General features: G+C 61.4%; 16 protein-coding genes. All 16 read left to right on the top strand.

Going from position 1 to position 15,655, the window contains the following annotated elements:
- Nucleotides 1-13: 13 nt before the first annotated feature.
- The 16 genes from ACUY2Y_RS09130 (at nucleotide 14) to ACUY2Y_RS09055 (ending at nucleotide 15,413) form a co-directional block, all read left to right on the top strand.
- Entirely contained in the window at nucleotides 14-190 is a 177-nt protein-coding gene (locus ACUY2Y_RS09130) for a colicin E3/pyocin S6 family cytotoxin (RefSeq protein WP_296148797.1), read from the top strand.
- A complete protein-coding gene (locus ACUY2Y_RS09125; protein ID WP_259900348.1) occupies nucleotides 183-404 on the top strand; it encodes a hypothetical protein in 222 nt (73 codons plus the stop codon). The genes ACUY2Y_RS09130 and ACUY2Y_RS09125 overlap by 8 nt, the downstream gene beginning before the upstream one ends.
- Before the next feature lie 425 nt (nucleotides 405-829).
- Nucleotides 830-2,542: a TIGR03773 family transporter-associated surface protein gene (locus ACUY2Y_RS09120; RefSeq protein ID WP_448325901.1), complete on the top strand. Its 1,713-nt coding sequence runs from the start codon at nucleotides 830-832 to the stop codon at nucleotides 2,540-2,542.
- Nucleotides 2,539-4,167: an anchored repeat ABC transporter, substrate-binding protein gene (locus ACUY2Y_RS09115; protein ID WP_448325899.1), complete on the top strand. Its 1,629-nt coding sequence runs from the start codon at nucleotides 2,539-2,541 to the stop codon at nucleotides 4,165-4,167. The genes ACUY2Y_RS09120 and ACUY2Y_RS09115 overlap by 4 nt, the downstream gene beginning before the upstream one ends.
- Nucleotides 4,164-5,171, top strand: a complete 1,008-nt coding sequence (locus ACUY2Y_RS09110; protein ID WP_448325897.1) for a choice-of-anchor M domain-containing protein — start codon at nucleotides 4,164-4,166, stop codon at nucleotides 5,169-5,171. The genes ACUY2Y_RS09115 and ACUY2Y_RS09110 overlap by 4 nt, the downstream gene beginning before the upstream one ends.
- Nucleotides 5,171-5,986: an anchored repeat-type ABC transporter ATP-binding subunit gene (locus ACUY2Y_RS09105; RefSeq protein WP_448325895.1), complete on the top strand. Its 816-nt coding sequence runs from the start codon at nucleotides 5,171-5,173 to the stop codon at nucleotides 5,984-5,986. The genes ACUY2Y_RS09110 and ACUY2Y_RS09105 overlap by 1 nt, the downstream gene beginning before the upstream one ends.
- Complete coding sequence (locus ACUY2Y_RS09100) at nucleotides 5,979-6,881, top strand: anchored repeat-type ABC transporter permease subunit (protein ID WP_210572964.1); 903 nt, start codon at nucleotides 5,979-5,981, stop codon at nucleotides 6,879-6,881. Before ACUY2Y_RS09105 ends, ACUY2Y_RS09100 begins: the two co-directional genes overlap by 8 nt.
- Nucleotides 6,865-9,435, top strand: a complete 2,571-nt coding sequence (locus ACUY2Y_RS09095) for a choice-of-anchor M domain-containing protein (protein WP_448325892.1) — start codon at nucleotides 6,865-6,867, stop codon at nucleotides 9,433-9,435. Before ACUY2Y_RS09100 ends, ACUY2Y_RS09095 begins: the two co-directional genes overlap by 17 nt.
- A 239-nt stretch (nucleotides 9,436-9,674) precedes the next feature.
- On the top strand, nucleotides 9,675-10,196 hold the full coding sequence (gene rplJ, locus ACUY2Y_RS09090; RefSeq protein WP_448325890.1) for a 50S ribosomal protein L10: 522 nt from the start codon (nucleotides 9,675-9,677) through the stop codon (nucleotides 10,194-10,196).
- Nucleotides 10,197-10,266: 70 nt separating this feature from the next.
- The gene (gene rplL, locus ACUY2Y_RS09085) at nucleotides 10,267-10,656 is read left to right on the top strand and encodes a 50S ribosomal protein L7/L12 (protein ID WP_210572970.1); all 390 of its coding nucleotides are present in this window, start codon (nucleotides 10,267-10,269) and stop codon (nucleotides 10,654-10,656) included.
- A gap of 292 nt (nucleotides 10,657-10,948) precedes the next feature.
- Entirely contained in the window at nucleotides 10,949-11,242 is a 294-nt protein-coding gene (locus ACUY2Y_RS09080) for a hypothetical protein (RefSeq protein ID WP_448325888.1), read from the top strand.
- Nucleotides 11,243-11,387: 145 nt separating this feature from the next.
- On the top strand, nucleotides 11,388-12,527 hold the full coding sequence (locus tag ACUY2Y_RS09075; protein ID WP_448325886.1) for a hypothetical protein: 1,140 nt from the start codon (nucleotides 11,388-11,390) through the stop codon (nucleotides 12,525-12,527).
- 324 nt (nucleotides 12,528-12,851) lie between these two features.
- Nucleotides 12,852-13,448 (top strand): hypothetical protein, encoded by a 597-nt coding sequence (locus tag ACUY2Y_RS09070; protein ID WP_448325885.1) that lies wholly within the window; start codon nucleotides 12,852-12,854, stop codon nucleotides 13,446-13,448.
- A 2-nt stretch (nucleotides 13,449-13,450) separates the two neighbouring features.
- Entirely contained in the window at nucleotides 13,451-13,852 is a 402-nt protein-coding gene (locus tag ACUY2Y_RS09065; RefSeq protein WP_448325883.1) for a hypothetical protein, read from the top strand.
- A gap of 11 nt (nucleotides 13,853-13,863) precedes the next feature.
- Nucleotides 13,864-14,367: a hypothetical protein gene (locus ACUY2Y_RS09060; RefSeq protein WP_448325881.1), complete on the top strand. Its 504-nt coding sequence runs from the start codon at nucleotides 13,864-13,866 to the stop codon at nucleotides 14,365-14,367.
- Between the two features lie 50 nt (nucleotides 14,368-14,417).
- Complete coding sequence (locus ACUY2Y_RS09055) at nucleotides 14,418-15,413, top strand: hypothetical protein (RefSeq protein WP_448325879.1); 996 nt, start codon at nucleotides 14,418-14,420, stop codon at nucleotides 15,411-15,413.
- The last annotated feature ends 242 nt before the right edge of the window (nucleotides 15,414-15,655 follow it).

Here is a 15,655-nt window from a genome sequence, read left to right as displayed (position 1 = left end):
TCCTCGCCGCTTCGTGCATCTGACCCCGCTTCGGCGGGGTCTTTTGCGTTGGTGCCTGATACCCGGCCAGGGCCTATTGCATGGGCACATTGAGGGCTATAACCTGCAAGGAAAGCACGTCGGAGTGTTCGATGTGATCTCAGGCGAACTAATTGGCCCGGCGGTGAAAGGGAGGAGGATCGATGTTTAGGACGTATGTGGACGCGTGCCTCGACGGGGATGCGCGCCCGGACGATGTCGACGACTGGGTTGATGCATGGCACGACGATGCACCGGGAAGCGAGAACCTTTCACTCGATGCCTTCCTCGGTTTCACGTCAGAGGAATACGCCCGATGGGCGAGGGACGGGTCCGCCCTGCAGGAGATCCTCGACCGCCGCCGGTCGCAGCGGCAGACCGTGTAAGAAGAAACAAGGTTTCGTGACTTCTCGATGTCTCCTGCAGTTACGCCGAGCACTTTTGCGTTAAGCGGAAAAGCGTGTCCGCTCGGTAAGCTGCCCGGCTGGCACGGCCTCCACCAGAAAGTCGAAGGCTGACGGGAAGACTGAGACGAAGAAAGTTCGTCTGTTGTCAAGGATGAGCAGCGCCGGTATGACTGTCTGTCATGCTGAATGAACTAGCCCCCGAAAGTTGGACTGTTTTAATTCTAGGCGGTGAGGGGTTCAAGGGTCTGATTCACTTTCCGGTCAGAACTCCGCACCATGCGCCTTATTGAAAACGGTTACCGCCAAATGTGGGTGATTGTATCTACACTAGATGAAAATAATTCCTATTTGCCGTAATCTAGCGCGCGATCATCTAGCGCAAAAATGAAGAGAGGTGCCACGGAGTGTCGCGCGTTGAAACAGCGGCGGGGCGAATTCCCCGCGACGGCGAAAGCGAAGGTGTGCTGGAGCGTGCAGGCGTGGCCGTGTTCAAGGCTGTCACCATCCTGGTGAGCGCAGTTCTGGCGCTCGCAGCTGGCACGGGATACGCCCGCGCGGCGGAACTGACCCTGGATAGCGGGCACGTGGACGTCTTTCACGTCTCCGCTGACGGCGGGGACCTGAAGCTCGATCTCCGCGAGGATGTCACCGGCCAGCACGTGACCCACGATCCGGCGGATGTGCTGCTCGAGGTCGGGGAGAACACGCGGACCGATGCGACTGCTGATGTCGCCGAGATCGGCGAGAGTGGCTATCTGCTGCCGCAGACGCAGGAATCCGACAAACTGTGGCCGGGTTGGGACTCGACCGATGTGAAGTCGGGTGGATTCGATGCGGTTGATATCACGTTTGAAGAGGTCGACGGTCCGGGCGAGGTGTACCTGTTCCAAGAGAAGGGGTTCGGGGACGTCGCGTCCGTTCTCGCTGACGGTGAATTGACGCTGGGTTCTGGCAGCGTCATCGAGCAGAGTGAACCGTCGCACGTCCACACCAACTGGCTGTTCACCGAGCCGGGCACGTACACGATGACGGTGAAGGCTGTCGCGGACGGCGCGGAGTCGAACGAGGCGACCTACACCTGGCAGGTCAGCGAGGGCGATGGATCCGCAGACGATTCCGACTCCGATACCGGCACAACCGGCAGGGACCGCTCGGCCGCAGGATTGAGCGACGGTGGTTCTGATTCTTCGACGAAGAAGACGACGACGAAAAGCACCGGAAAGACCGATTCTTCCACCACGAAATCGAAAACGGACAAGGGCACCACAGCTGGCGGCAGCGGCAACAGCAACGCAGCCGCCGCCCAGCCAGCGCAGGCCGCTAACGGTGGAAGCAACGGAGAAGGCGGCGAGAAGTGCACCGCTGCTCTGGTCCCGCGGGTGAAAGACGACCGCACCTCGCCGGCATCGTGGAAAGACCCGGCGGGGCTGACTTTCGGCCTGGGTGATGCGGCGAAGGCGCAGTTGCCGCAGGAGATCGGACCGGTCCCGGCGGGGGATGTCTGGATGATCGGCTCGGTGCAGCAGGCTGGTGTGCCGTGGCTGGGGGCGAATACCCAGCACGAGTCGCTGATCCAAAACACCACCGGCGAGGTGACCTGGGAGGTCACTGACTTCGAGGGTCCGGGACCGATGACGGTATTCACCCAGGGCGGGCTCGGCCAGGTCGTGGGCGAGCAATGGTTCAGCGCCAGCAACGGCAAGGCACAAGGCAGCCACACTATCCCGGGCAACACGCACGTGCACCCGTCGTGGGTTTTCGGCAAAGAGGGCACGTACAAGGTGACGGTGAAGCAGTCGGCGAAAACGAAGAGCGGCGAGACAGTGAGCGGTTCTGCCACGTTGACATTCGTCGTCGGCGGAAAGGGCAATGCGGATAGCGGCCACTTCGACTTCGGCGCGATTTATGACGCCAAGGGCAGCTGCTCTTCCGGTGGCGGTGGCGCCGCGGGTGGTGCTGGAGGAAGCTCGGGTAGCGCTGCCGCGTCAGGCACTGCCGGTGGCAGTCTCGCGGACACCGGGATGTCGATCATGACTGTGCCGTTCGCCATTCTGGGCATCGGTGTGCTGGTCTTCGGTGCGGGCATGATCCGGATCTCCCGGAAGTTGATTGGATGAGCAGACACGCCGCAGCGCGCGGTCTAGCCGCGCTGGGACTGGTGGCGGCACTCGCCGGGTGTAGTGGTCCGTCGACCGCGGCGGAGGACGCCGACGGTAAGGCGAAGGTCGTGGCCACGACCTCGATCCTGGCGGACATCGTCTCCCACGTCGCCGGCGATGCCGCCGATGTGACGGGGCTGATCCCGGCGGGGGCAGACGCGCACAGCTACGAGTTGGGGCTGCGGGCCGTGCGCGATATCGCGTACGCCGATGCGGTGTTCACCAACGGGCTGTTGCTCGAGCCGCAGCAGTTACAGCGCACCGTCGAGAGCACCGTGCCGGAAAATGCGCGTGTCGTTCCTGTCGCTGAGCAGGCGCAGCGTCACGGCTTCCAGCCGCGCATGCTCGTGGAGGACGCCGGCTTGGACGCGCCGTGGCTCGGCTTGCGCGTCGCGGCTCCAGAGCAGGATTCAGCCGGGGCGCCGGAGCAGAACCCACCAGCGGTGCCGAAAACCGCGGTGGCTGATATTGCACTGAAGAAGCTCGAAGGCCCAGGCGACGCGGCCGCCTATATCGTGGGCACGTTCGGGACCCCGGAGTTGCTATTCAATTCCGCGGACGGCGCAGACGCGGATGATGCCACGACCCTTCCGGTGGATGCGCATACGCATGTCAGTTGGGCGTTCAGTAAACCGGGCATTTACAAGCTCACCATCGGCGCTGATGCACGTGATGCGGTGGGGGAGCCGGCGACGCCGCTGCAGGAGCAGACCTTCACCATTGCCGTCGGCGTGGATCCGCACACGGCGGTGCCGGGCGCGGAGGTGCTAGAGCACGGTCACGTGGACATCACCGCGGAGTTCGGTGCGGAACGCACTGGACGGCTGGCGCTGCTCGGCGATGCGCCGAAGAAGGACCAACGGGGTGTCACGCAGTCCACACGCCACGAATACGACCCGGCTCGCACGGTCATCGCGGTGCCGAGCGCGACGCTCCAGGAGGTGCCCGCCGGGCGCGAGTACCGCTTCCTCGGCAACCCCGGCGACGAGACGTACCTGCTCCCGCAGGCAGTGCTGGGCAAGCATGTCCACGGTGAATACGACCCGCATTTCTGGCACGACGTCGAAGCCGTGAAAGCGGTGGTCAAGGTGGTGCGCGACGAGCTGGGTGCCGCGGATCCGCAGCACAGCGCGCAGTACAGCACCAACGCCGAGAACTACCTCGCCGAGCTGGATGATCTGCACGCGGAGATGAAGCGCACTTACGGCACGATCCCGCAGAGCAACCGCAATTTGGTCACCACGCACGACGGGTACGGGTACCTCGCGGACGCCTATGGGCTCACCCTCGCCGGGTATGTCAGCCCGAACCCGTCGGTGGAACCTAGTCCGCGCGATGTCATCGCGTTGACCCGCACGTTGGAGAACCTCAACGTCCCGGCGGTCTTCCTCGAGCCTGTCGCGCAGAGCCGCCCGGCGGAGCTGTCCGAGGTCGCCGGTCGTTTGGGGATCCAGGTGTGCACCATCCGCGGCGACGCGCTCGACCCGCCAAGGAAGGGCCCGGCGCAAACCTATATCGACTTCATGCGCAGCAATGCGCAATCGCTTTCCACGTGCCTCGCAAATGAAAGGAACAACTCATGAATTTTCGCACCCACACCCGCACCCGCACTCGTATCGCAGCGTCCGTCCTCGCAGCAGGACTTTTCGGAGCATCGCTTATCGACGCCCCCTTGGCCCTCTCCCAAGCCCCCGCCGATGACCCAGCTCTGCAGCAGACAGTGCAGGACGATGAAAAGATCGCGCCACTGGGGGAGAAGGCGGTGATCTCCGCCGGGCACGCGGACCTTGGCCCGCTGTACGTGGACGGGGAAATGACCTTCATGGTGCGCGATGATTCGCAGGTGCCGCCGGTGTGGCGCCATCTTGAGGACGTGGTTTTCGAGGTCTCCGATGAGGCGAAGCAGACGCTGCCGGAGGGCGAAGATTTCGACTTCACAGGCGCGAAGGCCGGAGACGAGGTGTGGGTGGTCCCGCAAAATGAAGTCCCCGGTGTGCCGTGGCTGGGGTGGAATACTCAGTCGCCGAAAGTGGTGGACACCACCGACCGCGGCGTCAGCCTGGAATTCGGTGGGCATGAAGGCGAAGGCGATTTCTCCCTGTTCCTGCAGTCTGGCGGATTCAGCGAGCCGCAGCAGCTGTGGAATTCGCGCCTGAAGGGCAATCAGCCGATGTGGGTGGAGCTGAACACGCACACGCACGCCAACTGGGTGTTCACCAAGCCGGGCGTCCACCTCGTCGGTGCCCGCGCGGTGGTCAAAGACAAAGACGGAAAAGAACACGTCTCCGAGCAGGTCGTGCGCTTCGCAGTTGGTGAGGGCACCGATGTGCAGGAGGCAGCCGCAGCGGAATTCGCAGGTCCCTGGCGCACCGCAGAAGGCGAAGGCGGCAGCGACGCGGAGAACAGCGGTGACAAGGGGGAGCAGGGCGACGTCGATAAGCAAGACGGCGCAATCTCTCCCGTGCTGTGGGTGCTCGGCGGGCTCGCTGTTGCGGCACTCGTCGTGGGCGCGTTGAGCTTTGTCTGGCTGCGCCGTGCGCGCGCGGAGCGGGATGAAGCGGCGGCATCGATCGGCAGGGATGCCTAATGCGGCACTGCCTGCAAGATCCGGTCGTGACGGCGCACGGCGTGAGCGTCGACTACGGCACGCTGACGGTGTTCGAAGGCGTTGACCTGACGGTGCACGCCGGCGAATTCGTTGGTCTGCTCGGCCCGAACGGTGCGGGAAAAACGACGCTGCTGCGTGCCCTTCTCGGGCTGATCCCGGCCCGCACCGGGGCCGTCGAGATCGCGGAGCGCACCGGCAAAGCAGCCCGCCGTGCGGTGGGCTATGTCCCGCAACGGCACTCTGTGGCCTGGGATTTCCCCATCGACGTCTATTCGATGGTGCTTGGCGGGCGGCTGAGCCTCCGCCCGTGGTGGCGTCCCGCTGGCCGCACGGACCACATCGCGGCTGCGAAAGCTATCGAGCAAGTCGGGCTGTGGGATTTGCGCGACCGTCCCGTGGGCAAACTCTCCGGCGGGCAGCGCCAGCGCGTGCTCGTCGCCCGCGCACTCAGCCGCGAGCCGAAGCTTTTGCTTCTCGACGAACCGTTCACCGGCCTCGACATTCCCACCACCGAGCAGCTCCTTGCGCTGTTCCGCGAACTGGTGGACGGGGGAGTCGCTGTGGTGATGTCCACGCACAATATCGCCGAAGCTGTGTACTCCTGCGACCGTCTCGTGCTGTTCAACCGCGGCATCGTCGCTGACGGTAGCCCTTCGTGCCTGGCGGACCCGGAGCCGTGGTCGGAAGCATTCGGCGTGGATAAGGATTCGCGTTGGCTCGCCGGAATCGGGCTCGATTTCGATGCGGAAGAGACCCCCAGCCGCCACGCTGCGCAGGGAGGCGCTCATGCCTGAGATCAGTTTCTGGCAGTTCCTGATGGACCTAGCCAATCCGCAGCTGAGCTTCTTGCCGCGCGCCCTCATCGTGGCGGTGATCGCCTCGGTGGTGTGCGCGGTGGTGGGATGCTACGTGGTCCTGCGCGGCATGGCGTTCATTGGCGATGCCGTCGCGCACGCCGTGTTCCCGGGCCTCGCGGTGGCATTCGCTCTGCAGGCCTCAGTGCTGCTCGGCGGTGCTGTCGCGGGCATGGTGGTTGCGGTCTTGATCGCGGTGTTCTCACAGCGCGAAAGGGTGAAAGAAGACACCGTGATCGGCATTTTCTTCGCCGCTGCTTTCGCGCTCGGCTTGGTGATCATCTCTCGGGTGGAGGGCTACACTGCCTCGTTGACCTCCTTCTTGTTCGGCTCGCTGACTGGTGTGTCCACGAGCGATATGTGGGTCTCCTTGGCTGCCGGAACACTCGTGGTGGCGCTGATCATCGGGCTGCGGCCGTGGCTGACTGCGGTGAGCCTCGACCGGGAGACCGCCCGCTCCATGAACCTGCCCGTGCTTGCGCTGGACCTGCTGCTGTACCTCGCCGTGACCACGGCGGTGGTGATCTCGGTGCGCACGATCGGCAATATTCTCGTCGTCGCCCTACTGGTCACCCCGGCTGCGATCGCCCGGATGTACACCGACAAGCTCGGCGTGATGATGGCGCTCGCCGCCGGCGCCGGGATCACCGGCTCCGTGCTCGGCGTGTGGCTGTCGTGGGCGTATGACACCCCGACTGGCGCCACCGTCGTGCTGTGCCTGACCGTGATCTTCGTTCTCAGCTGGCTGTTCGCGCCGCAGCAAGGCCTTGTCACCGAACGGATTCGCAACCGCGCACCGAAAGAAAGGACGAACGTCGATGCAGTTTCTCGTTGATACCTCTTCTCTCCGTCGCGCGGTCGCCGTGGCTGCTGCCGGATTCCTCGCAGTGGGCAGCGGTGCACTTGCGGCCCCCGCGGCGTCTGCGGCTGATAACGCCGACGATGCAGGAAAACCTGATAAGCCTGCCGCTGCGAGCGACAGTCACGTCCCGGGCGATGCCGGTTTCGGCGTGGATCTGCCAGCGGATACGACGATGACCACGCAGGACGGCAAAGAGGTCGAGCACCCCTGCGCCGGCAGGAAGTTGGCGTACCACTCCCACGTCGACGGCTTGTACGGCACCCGCGACGCGGACCAGAACCTCGCGGTGATGGCTGTCGACGGCCAGGCCGTCGTGCCCATGGACGACCTCTGCTTCCGCCTCGCCCCTGATGCGGACCCCGACGGCAAGGAACTGAGCCGCATCGCAGTTCCGGATTCGAAGGATTTGTCTTTCCTCGGTGAGCCGGGCTCGCTGATCTGGTCTGCCCCGCAGGCGGTGGACTTCACCGATAATTGGCGCCCGATCTGGTCAGGACTGGGTGCGTTCGACCCGAACCACGAGATCGACGGCAAGGTGCCGAACAATTTCACGGACGACACGATGCACTTCGACCTCAAGGAATTCTCGGGCCCGGGGGAGATGAATATCTTCTTCGGCGGTTCCGGCGGCGAAGGCGATGTCGAGCACGTGTTCAACAGTGCCGACGACAGCAAGCACACCATCGACTATGAGGTGGGCGCGCACGGCCACTTCAACTGGACGTTCACCAAGCCTGGCATCTACGCCATCACCTGGCAGGGTCGCGCCGAACTCGAAGACGGGACTCAAGAGCTGACTGAGCCCGTCACCCAGTACTGGCTCGTCGGTTCCGATGAGGAAGTCGGCTTACCGAAGGACACCACGAAGGAGCTCCGCCCCATCACCAAGCCCGCCGGCGAAGGCACCACACCGCCAGCACCCGAGCAGCCCCCGGCAGGCGGCGAGGATCCTGCGCCCGGAAACCCTGGCACCTCGCCGGAGGGCGACGAGAAATGCCATGCGTCCCGGGCGCTCGCCGGTAAGCCGGACACCTTCATCTCCGAGGGGCACCTCGACATCGCGCTCGCCGGTGGCGGGGAGGAGCCGTTGTCATTCACGCTTCGCGACGGATCGACGCCGAGCAACACAGTGTCGCGCCCTAGCGGATCCTTCGCCCTCGAAGTTCCGGACGCCGCGAAGGCGAACCCGAAGGGGGCAATCCGCGACGCGCTGCCCGGCAAGCCTGAAACACTGTGGGCACTGCCGCAGTCGCAGAAAAAAGGCCTGCCGTGGCCGGGCTTTTCTACCGAGCACCTCGCGCCGGGCGTCTTGAAAGCGGGCAGCACGGTGGAGGTGTCCATCAACGACTTCACTGGCCCCGGCCGCATGCTGGCCTGGCACGAGTCCTTGACGGGCCTGAAGATCGAGTTGGATTCCGGCAACCGCGATCGGAAACTGACGTACCCGATGAACGCCCACGACCACTTGGCTTACGGCTTTGACGCGCCGGGCTACTACACAGTCCAGTACCGGGTGACGGGCAAGACCGCGGACGGCGCTGACATCGACGAGACCATCGACGTGCCCTTCCTCGTCGGCGACGAGACTATCGCCGACGCACGCAAGGCCAAGGAGGCCGGATACTCCGACCTCGGCGACGCCGATGCGTGTGACGGATCAGCAGAACCCGGCGGTTCTGACGGCTCCGGCACCACCCCTGACGATCCCGACGACTCCACCGGCGGCAGTAACGGCAAGAACCCGTGGACGACCAAGGACATCGGGATGGTCGAAAACGAAGTGAAGAAATTCGGCAAGAAGCTCGACGCGAGCTTGCGCGCCATCGAAGAGCAGAACGAGAAAAACAAAGCCGACAAAGCTAAATCTGACAAAGCCAAAGGAGACAGAGCCAAGAAAGTATCCCGCGACACAAGCACCAGCAAAAAACCGGCCAAGAAATCCGGTGGCACAGCCAACAACACCGCCGGCGACAACACGCGCAACAGCATCGACGGCAGGACAGAGCTGAACCGAGTGCCCGCACCCGCGATGACCAATGCCGACGGCGGTACGCCTGCATCGACGGACCTCACCGCGGCCAGCGGGGGAGGAACCAGCGGAGGAAGCGGTGGAGGAACCAGTAGCTCTGCCCAGGGCAATACCGTCGCGCAGCCGGCGGCGGCGAGCGCAGGCACCTCCAGCGCTGACAACGAAAGCAGTGAAGGCAGCGAGGACAGCGCAGAAAACGCGGAGAGCGAAGACGGCGCGACGGATAACGCTGAACCGGCGGGCGAGGAATCGTCGCCGATCCGCTCGTCGATCGACGGGGACAACCTTGAGTACATGGACGAAGACGGCGAGGGTGCCCCGGAGGAGCAGCCGACGAATGTCGATGGGGCGGGGGCGCTCGCCTCGCTCACCGCGGGCGGATTCTGGTCCGGTTTGGCCCTGGGAATCGGCGTGATGGCGCTCATCGGCGGCATCGTTCTCTTCGACGCAGCTCGGCGCATGATCAAGGATTTGGAGAAATCCAAGGGGCCACGTTAAAGTAACCAACCGAAGTTTGAACGGGAGAAATCCCGAGCTCAAGTTTCACCGAAGACCGTCGGTCACTTAACCGGAGACACTCCGGAAGAGTCGAAGGAATCCCCCCAGGGATCGGCCCACGCAGGAGAAACGTGGCATTCCTTCGCGCTTTAAGCGCTTGTGCCTCGTGCTTCTGCACGGGGCAATTTTCATTGCTCCGGGCGGACAAGACATGAAGTAATGGGAAGGAGGCGTGTGTCATGGCAAACCCGAAGAACACGGCTGAGCTTGCTGCCTTGAAGGAGAAATTCGAGGGCGCTAGCTCTGTCTTCCTCACCGAGTACCGCGGCCTGACCGTGGGTCAGCTGCAGGAGCTGCGCGGTGAGCTCGGTTTTGACGTTGAACTGCACGTCGCCAAGAACACCCTCGTTAAGATCGCTGCCAACGAGCACGGCATCGAGGGTCTCGATGATCTTCTGACCGGCCCGACCGCTGTCGCTTTCATCAAGGGCGATGCAACGGTCGACGCTGCGAAGGTCATGAAGAAGTTCGCCAAGGATAACGAGATGTTCGTTATCAAGGGCGGCTACATGGACGGTAACCCTCTCGACGCCTCCCAGGTGGATGCTGTCGCAGAGATGGACAACCGCGAGACCACTCTTTCCAAGCTCGCCGGCGCATTCCAGGGTTCTCTGGCGAAGGCTGCTGGCCTGTTCCAGGCTCCGGCATCCAAGACGGCACGACTCGTTGCCGCACTGCAGGACAAGCAGGAAGCCGCTTAAGGCGACTTCCACCACTAGTACGCACACCAAACATCTGGCCGCATAAGGCCACAACAGAAAGGAAGCCACCATGGCTAAGCTCTCCAAGGATGAGCTCATTGAGCAGTTCAAGGAAATGACCCTTATTGAACTTTCCGAGTTCCTGAAGGAATTCGAGGAGGTCTTCGACGTGACCGCTGCCGCTCCGGTCGCTGCTGTTGCAGCTGCTCCGGGCGCTGCTGGCGATGCTCCGGCTGCTGAGGAGAAGGACGAGTTCGACGTCGTTCTCGAGGCTGCTGGCGACAAGAAGATCGGCGTCATTAAGGCTGTCCGCGAGATCGTCTCCGGCCTGGGCCTGAAGGACGCTAAGGAGATGGTTGAGGGCGCACCGAAGGCCATCCTCGAGGGCGCTAACAAGGACGACGCTGAGGCTGCTAAGGCCAAGCTCGAAGAGGCTGGCGCAACCGTCACCCTCAAGTAAGCACTTTTCGCTTATCGACGACACCCCCTCCGGTCGCACGCGCGACCGGAGGGGGTGTTTCGCGTCTCCGGAAGCCGCCACCCCGCGTGAAGAGCCGGTGCCATTCCGTGGAAATGCTTCCGCCCTTCCGGCATCCTTTGACGGACGTGGAGTTACTGGACGCTGCGTTTCCGCCGAAGCAGTGACAGGCACTGCGTGCGTTCGCGTCCCGATTCGTGGCGGCGAAACCAGAGTCGCGGTTAGCATTTGGCAGACAAGGCCATCTGGAAATTGAGCAATGCCGAGGTACGCGATGGATTTCACTGTGCGCCCGCCTGAGGGGTTCGAGTTGGGGCATACGCAGGACTACTACGAGGGGAAGGTCTCGAACTTCTTTCTGACTGATGCGGTGTGGGGCAAGACTTTCAGGGGCGGTGTCGTCGAGGAGTTCGGGGAGTTGGCGAATGTCTCCGGCGAGTTCGCGGGCGATATTGTCACGGCATTGTCGATTGGGGTCAGTGAGGATTCCACGTTGTGCGGGGTTCCGCTTGCCCAGCCGTTGGACCGGGTGGCTCTCCAACTTGAGAGTGAGGGTTTTTGCGGTTGAGGGGTGGGAGCAGATCGACGATGACGTAACGGTCCTTCACCTGATCACTGACAACGGGGAAATGCAGGTCACTGCAACGTACGGGAAACCCACGGCTGTTGTCTGGGCGATGGGCGCCCAGGGCGCGAAGCAGTAACAGGCAGTGATGAAGACGCCGGATTGTGAGCCTCTGGCCTGCTTCCTAGTGGCAAGTGGCTGGGAGCGTGAGAACGAGACATCGTTCTTGCTCAAGGGGCCGTCGCTGGCATCGCTGTTGGTGCTCGAGCCGTCGCATTCTCTTGGCGATCCTGGAGGTGAGTCGGTGGTGGCGCACGTCAGTGTGCTCGACCCGGCGTTGCGCACGGCATCCAATGACGGGGTGATCTACCGGGGCGCGCCGCAGTCGCTGTTCAACGCGGCGTTGATTGGCAAGGCTTCGAATGCATTGACTACGGCTATCCGGCTGCAGCGTGACGGCGCGCCGGACACTGAGCGTTTTGCACAGTTGCAAGCTGACGTAGCGGGCTTCACCAATGGTGTGTCTGCACCGTGGATTGCGCAGTGTATTTCTGCCGGTGAGCGCTGCGGAAGCGACCACAGTGAGACAGATGCGCGGAATTTGGCCGCGTCGTTGCGTTCGTTGGGGGAGGACAGTCTTGCGGCGGAGGTTGAGAAGGACTCCGCTAGGTTCCATTCGGAGCGTGGGTCAGCGGTGCCCGCATGCACTGTTGCGGTCTTCATTCCGTCTGGTTGTGCCGGCACCGACACGATTTTCAGCATTGTCGAGGCGTCGAGCGCGGATAGCGCTCCAGATCCGCGACTCGTAGATTATGCGGAGGTTTGCGCGCTTATCGACGGCTTGTCTACCCCGCGCGTCCGTAATTCCCGCCTCATGACTGTGGAGGTTGCGTGGAGCCATTCGGTTCCGGAGGAACTGCTTGAGGCTGCGGCGCGTGATGGTCTGGGTGTCTGCAATCTGACGACGGGTGAGTTCTATCTGGCTGGCGATGAGGACCCGCGTTTCACATCTGAGATCACTTATCGGCTTGCGTGGGCATCGCCGACGACGGCCGTTCGGGCGTTGGGGTTGATCCGTCGCGAAAGCATCATTGCCGGCGCTGATTCTGATACTGCTGTTTTTCTTCTTGATGATGCGAGCGGCGACGCACTGACTGTCGAATACGATTTCTTCACCCGTTCCTACGTGGTAGACCGCCGCGCGACATTGAACAAGAGCGCTCCGCCTGCGCAGTTTTCCTGCGGTTACGAAGATGCGGTCCAACTGGTGGAGGCGTTCCTCGCATGACCTGAGTCGGTTAGGAATCACTGGCAATCAAGCGCTACCCGGGATTTTCGTAGACGATGGAGGACATGACTCAGTTTCCTTCGGATTGTTTCAGTGCGTCGGGGCAGCCCTGCGATGAAAAGAGGATGGAGATTGAGCTGAGGAATGTCGGGATGCACACAAGCAGCAGTTTTTCACCTTCACTCCCAGTGTTGATGAGGTCGCGCGGTTAGTGAAGCATTGGCTTGCAACCGGTGGTGATGTCGCTGGTGAGGCTGACTGGCAGAACCTGTAGTAGAGCAATTGCTGTAGGACTGGGGTGAGGTGGCTTGCAAAGGAGTAGTGATGAGTGATCTGGCGACAGAGTTGGCTGAGGCAATGGGGTTGCATACTCCGGTGCCGTCGCGGCATGGGGAGATGCCTGATGATTTGCTCGAGGAGTATGTCTACGGGTTGAGGGATGCTATCCGTCGCAAAATGTGCACCCCTACTCAGGCGACCAACATGGTGCGTGCGGTCAACGAGTTTCTTAAAGCGCGGCATCGGTATCTGTTTGATGCTTTTGAGGAGTGTTATTACGAGGTGCCGACGAATCATTTCCGGGGCCAGGTGTTTTTCTCGTTAGAGCGTTTGGCAGGTAATCGGGGTGAGCTGCTTGACCGGATGTTGGAGATGTATATGACTGATCATCGCAGTATTGGGTCGACGGGTGAGACGCTCAAGGAATATTTCCAGACCATGGTGGTTAAGAAGGGCAAGCAGCGGCATTGGGATCTGATTGCACAAAGCGTGGATACTCAGAAGGATGTTGAGTTTCTCACGATGTTGACGTCGAAGTCGCAGGCGAAGTTGGATCGACGTGGTGTGGTTGCGTGGATGCCGGAGTTGGATGATGCCCAGCGGGTGGTTAGTGGCCCGCCGACGAGAGTGGAGGATAAGTAATAGTGGTCATTCCGTTCTACATTTCTTTTAGCCAGGATGAATTTGCTGACCTGGATGGTGGCTCGGCTGGGGATCGCCGAGACGCGATCGTCGATGCGCTTGAGACGGCGAGTCGTCCAGTGGTGGACATCGACACTTTCTTTGGTGAGGTAGCTGAGGAGCTTGCAGAGTTCACGGATGAGTCGACGGCGAGCCGCATTGTTTTCGGTGCTGCGGATTGGGACGGCGAGGACGTGACTGATGGGATGCGGATCAACACTCCTGATCAGGTGGCGAGTTTAGCGGCGGTGCTCGACGAGCTTTCGCTGGATGATTTCACTCATCCTGATGAGGTTGAGGCTTTGTCGGATTTCTACATGGATGCGGCGCGGCGTGGGGATGCTGTCGCGGTGTATCTCAGCTAGAGGGGTATTTGATGTCTGATTTGCCTACGCGTTATGACGTTGTCAGCGACGATGAGTTAGACGTGTTTGTCACGCGTCTTGCTGAGCAGCTTGAGCAGGGGTGTGAGGATGTCGATGCTGTTGCTGGGCTTGCCCGGGTGGTCGATGAGCATCTGTGGGCGAGGCACGGGCAGTATTTCGAGACTCTTTTTCAGTGTTATCTTGCGGAGCCGAGGTTTGCTGTGCGGTTCCACATGTTCAGCTGTCTGGAGCGGCTGACGGGGCATGATCCGGAGTTGTTGGACCGGATGTTGGAGCTTTATGACCGTGACCATCGGACGGTTGAGGCTCCGTATGAGCGCGAGGAGATCAAGGGGTTGTTCCAGTATCTTTTCGCTACCAAGGGTCATCAGCGTCATTGGGATGCGATTGCCCGGACGGCCACGACGGAGGCTGATCGGAAGATGGTCAAAGCGTTGTCGTACAAGATGCGGAAGGCCAATACCAATCCTGTGGATCCGTGGTTGCCCGAATAGCTAGGGGGGCTGGGCTCAGTCACGTTCGTCGACTAGTGAGGGTTGGTTTGATGACGTATTTCATGTTGTTTGATGAGTCGATGAAGGCTATTCGGCCGTCGGATAATACGCGGCTTCGTATGCCGACGCGTGGTGGTGATCTGGAGGTCCACGTGTATGAGGCTAAGCACCGTAGTGGTGGTGCTTGTTTGGTAGCGGTTCCGCGTACTGCAGAGAATTTGGCTGTTTTGGGGCTTGGGGCTGATGTCGGTCAGTCGTCGGAGTGGATTGTTCCGCCGTTTCCTTTGCTTAAGAGTGCGGTCCGTAAAGGCGGGCCGTTTATCCGGGAGGGCAAGGTCGAGTCTGTGCCGGGGGATTTTGACCCTGCGAAAGTCGCGGTTGGTGGGGACGAGTATCGTCCGGGGTTGCCTGGGTTTGTTCCGACGGAACTTAAAGACGAGATCCCGCTTGATGTTGACAGCGTTGACACGGCCAACTGGCGTATCCGTAGATGGGTAACTGGATCGGCTACTAGGGCTGCAACTGATGAGGAGCGTACCTACCAGCTGATCCCGTGGGATCTTTTTTCGATTGGGTTTTTGGATTTGTGGCTTGAGCAGTATCGTTGCTACCACCTGGGTGTGGATATCCCGACGGAGTTGAGTCCGCCGGATGAGAATATTGATCATGATGCTCAGGAATCTGAGTCTGCGTCGGGGTTGAAGATGCGTCGTGTTGAGTTGGATGCTTCTGCTGGGGAGTTGGAGGGCCAGCATTCGGTCTATATCCAGGTTGTGGTTGGTTCTGATTTGGATAAGGCTGTGGCTGCTACGGGGCATGAGGCTAATGGGTACTTCCTTGAGGGGTTGGCGGGGTACTTCAAGTCGACGGCCCAGATTGATGGCAGTGTGCAGTTTGATCCGGAGGGGGAGGGGATCGGTTTTTACGGGGATCCCAAACACGTCGAGAAGGTTCAGACTGTTTTCGGTGAGATTGCCGAGGCGCCGGCAGAAATGGCGGGGTTGGTTGAGAAAGCGGAGGCAGTCGGCATCGAATTTGACGATTAGTCTGGATCCTGCCGGTTTGGTGCTCTGAAAACACAAGGCATGGGTGTCTATTGACGGTGTTTGTGAAGTTAGACCCGGAAAACCAAATCAAAGCCGCAAACGCTGAGGTCGTGCGGAGAGTGTCCGATTGTTTGTGTGCGGGGGCTTGGTTTACAAGTAGTCCGCGAATCGGTCAGGGTAAGCCACGGCTAGTTGGTTGATGGCTTGTTTCCATCCGGTGGCTTTCGCTCCTTCAATATAGC

The organism is Corynebacterium sp. 20-84 (genome assembly GCF_053479455.1).
Note: the sequence above shows the minus strand (reverse complement) of the source record. Positions and strands in the feature narration are given on the sequence as shown.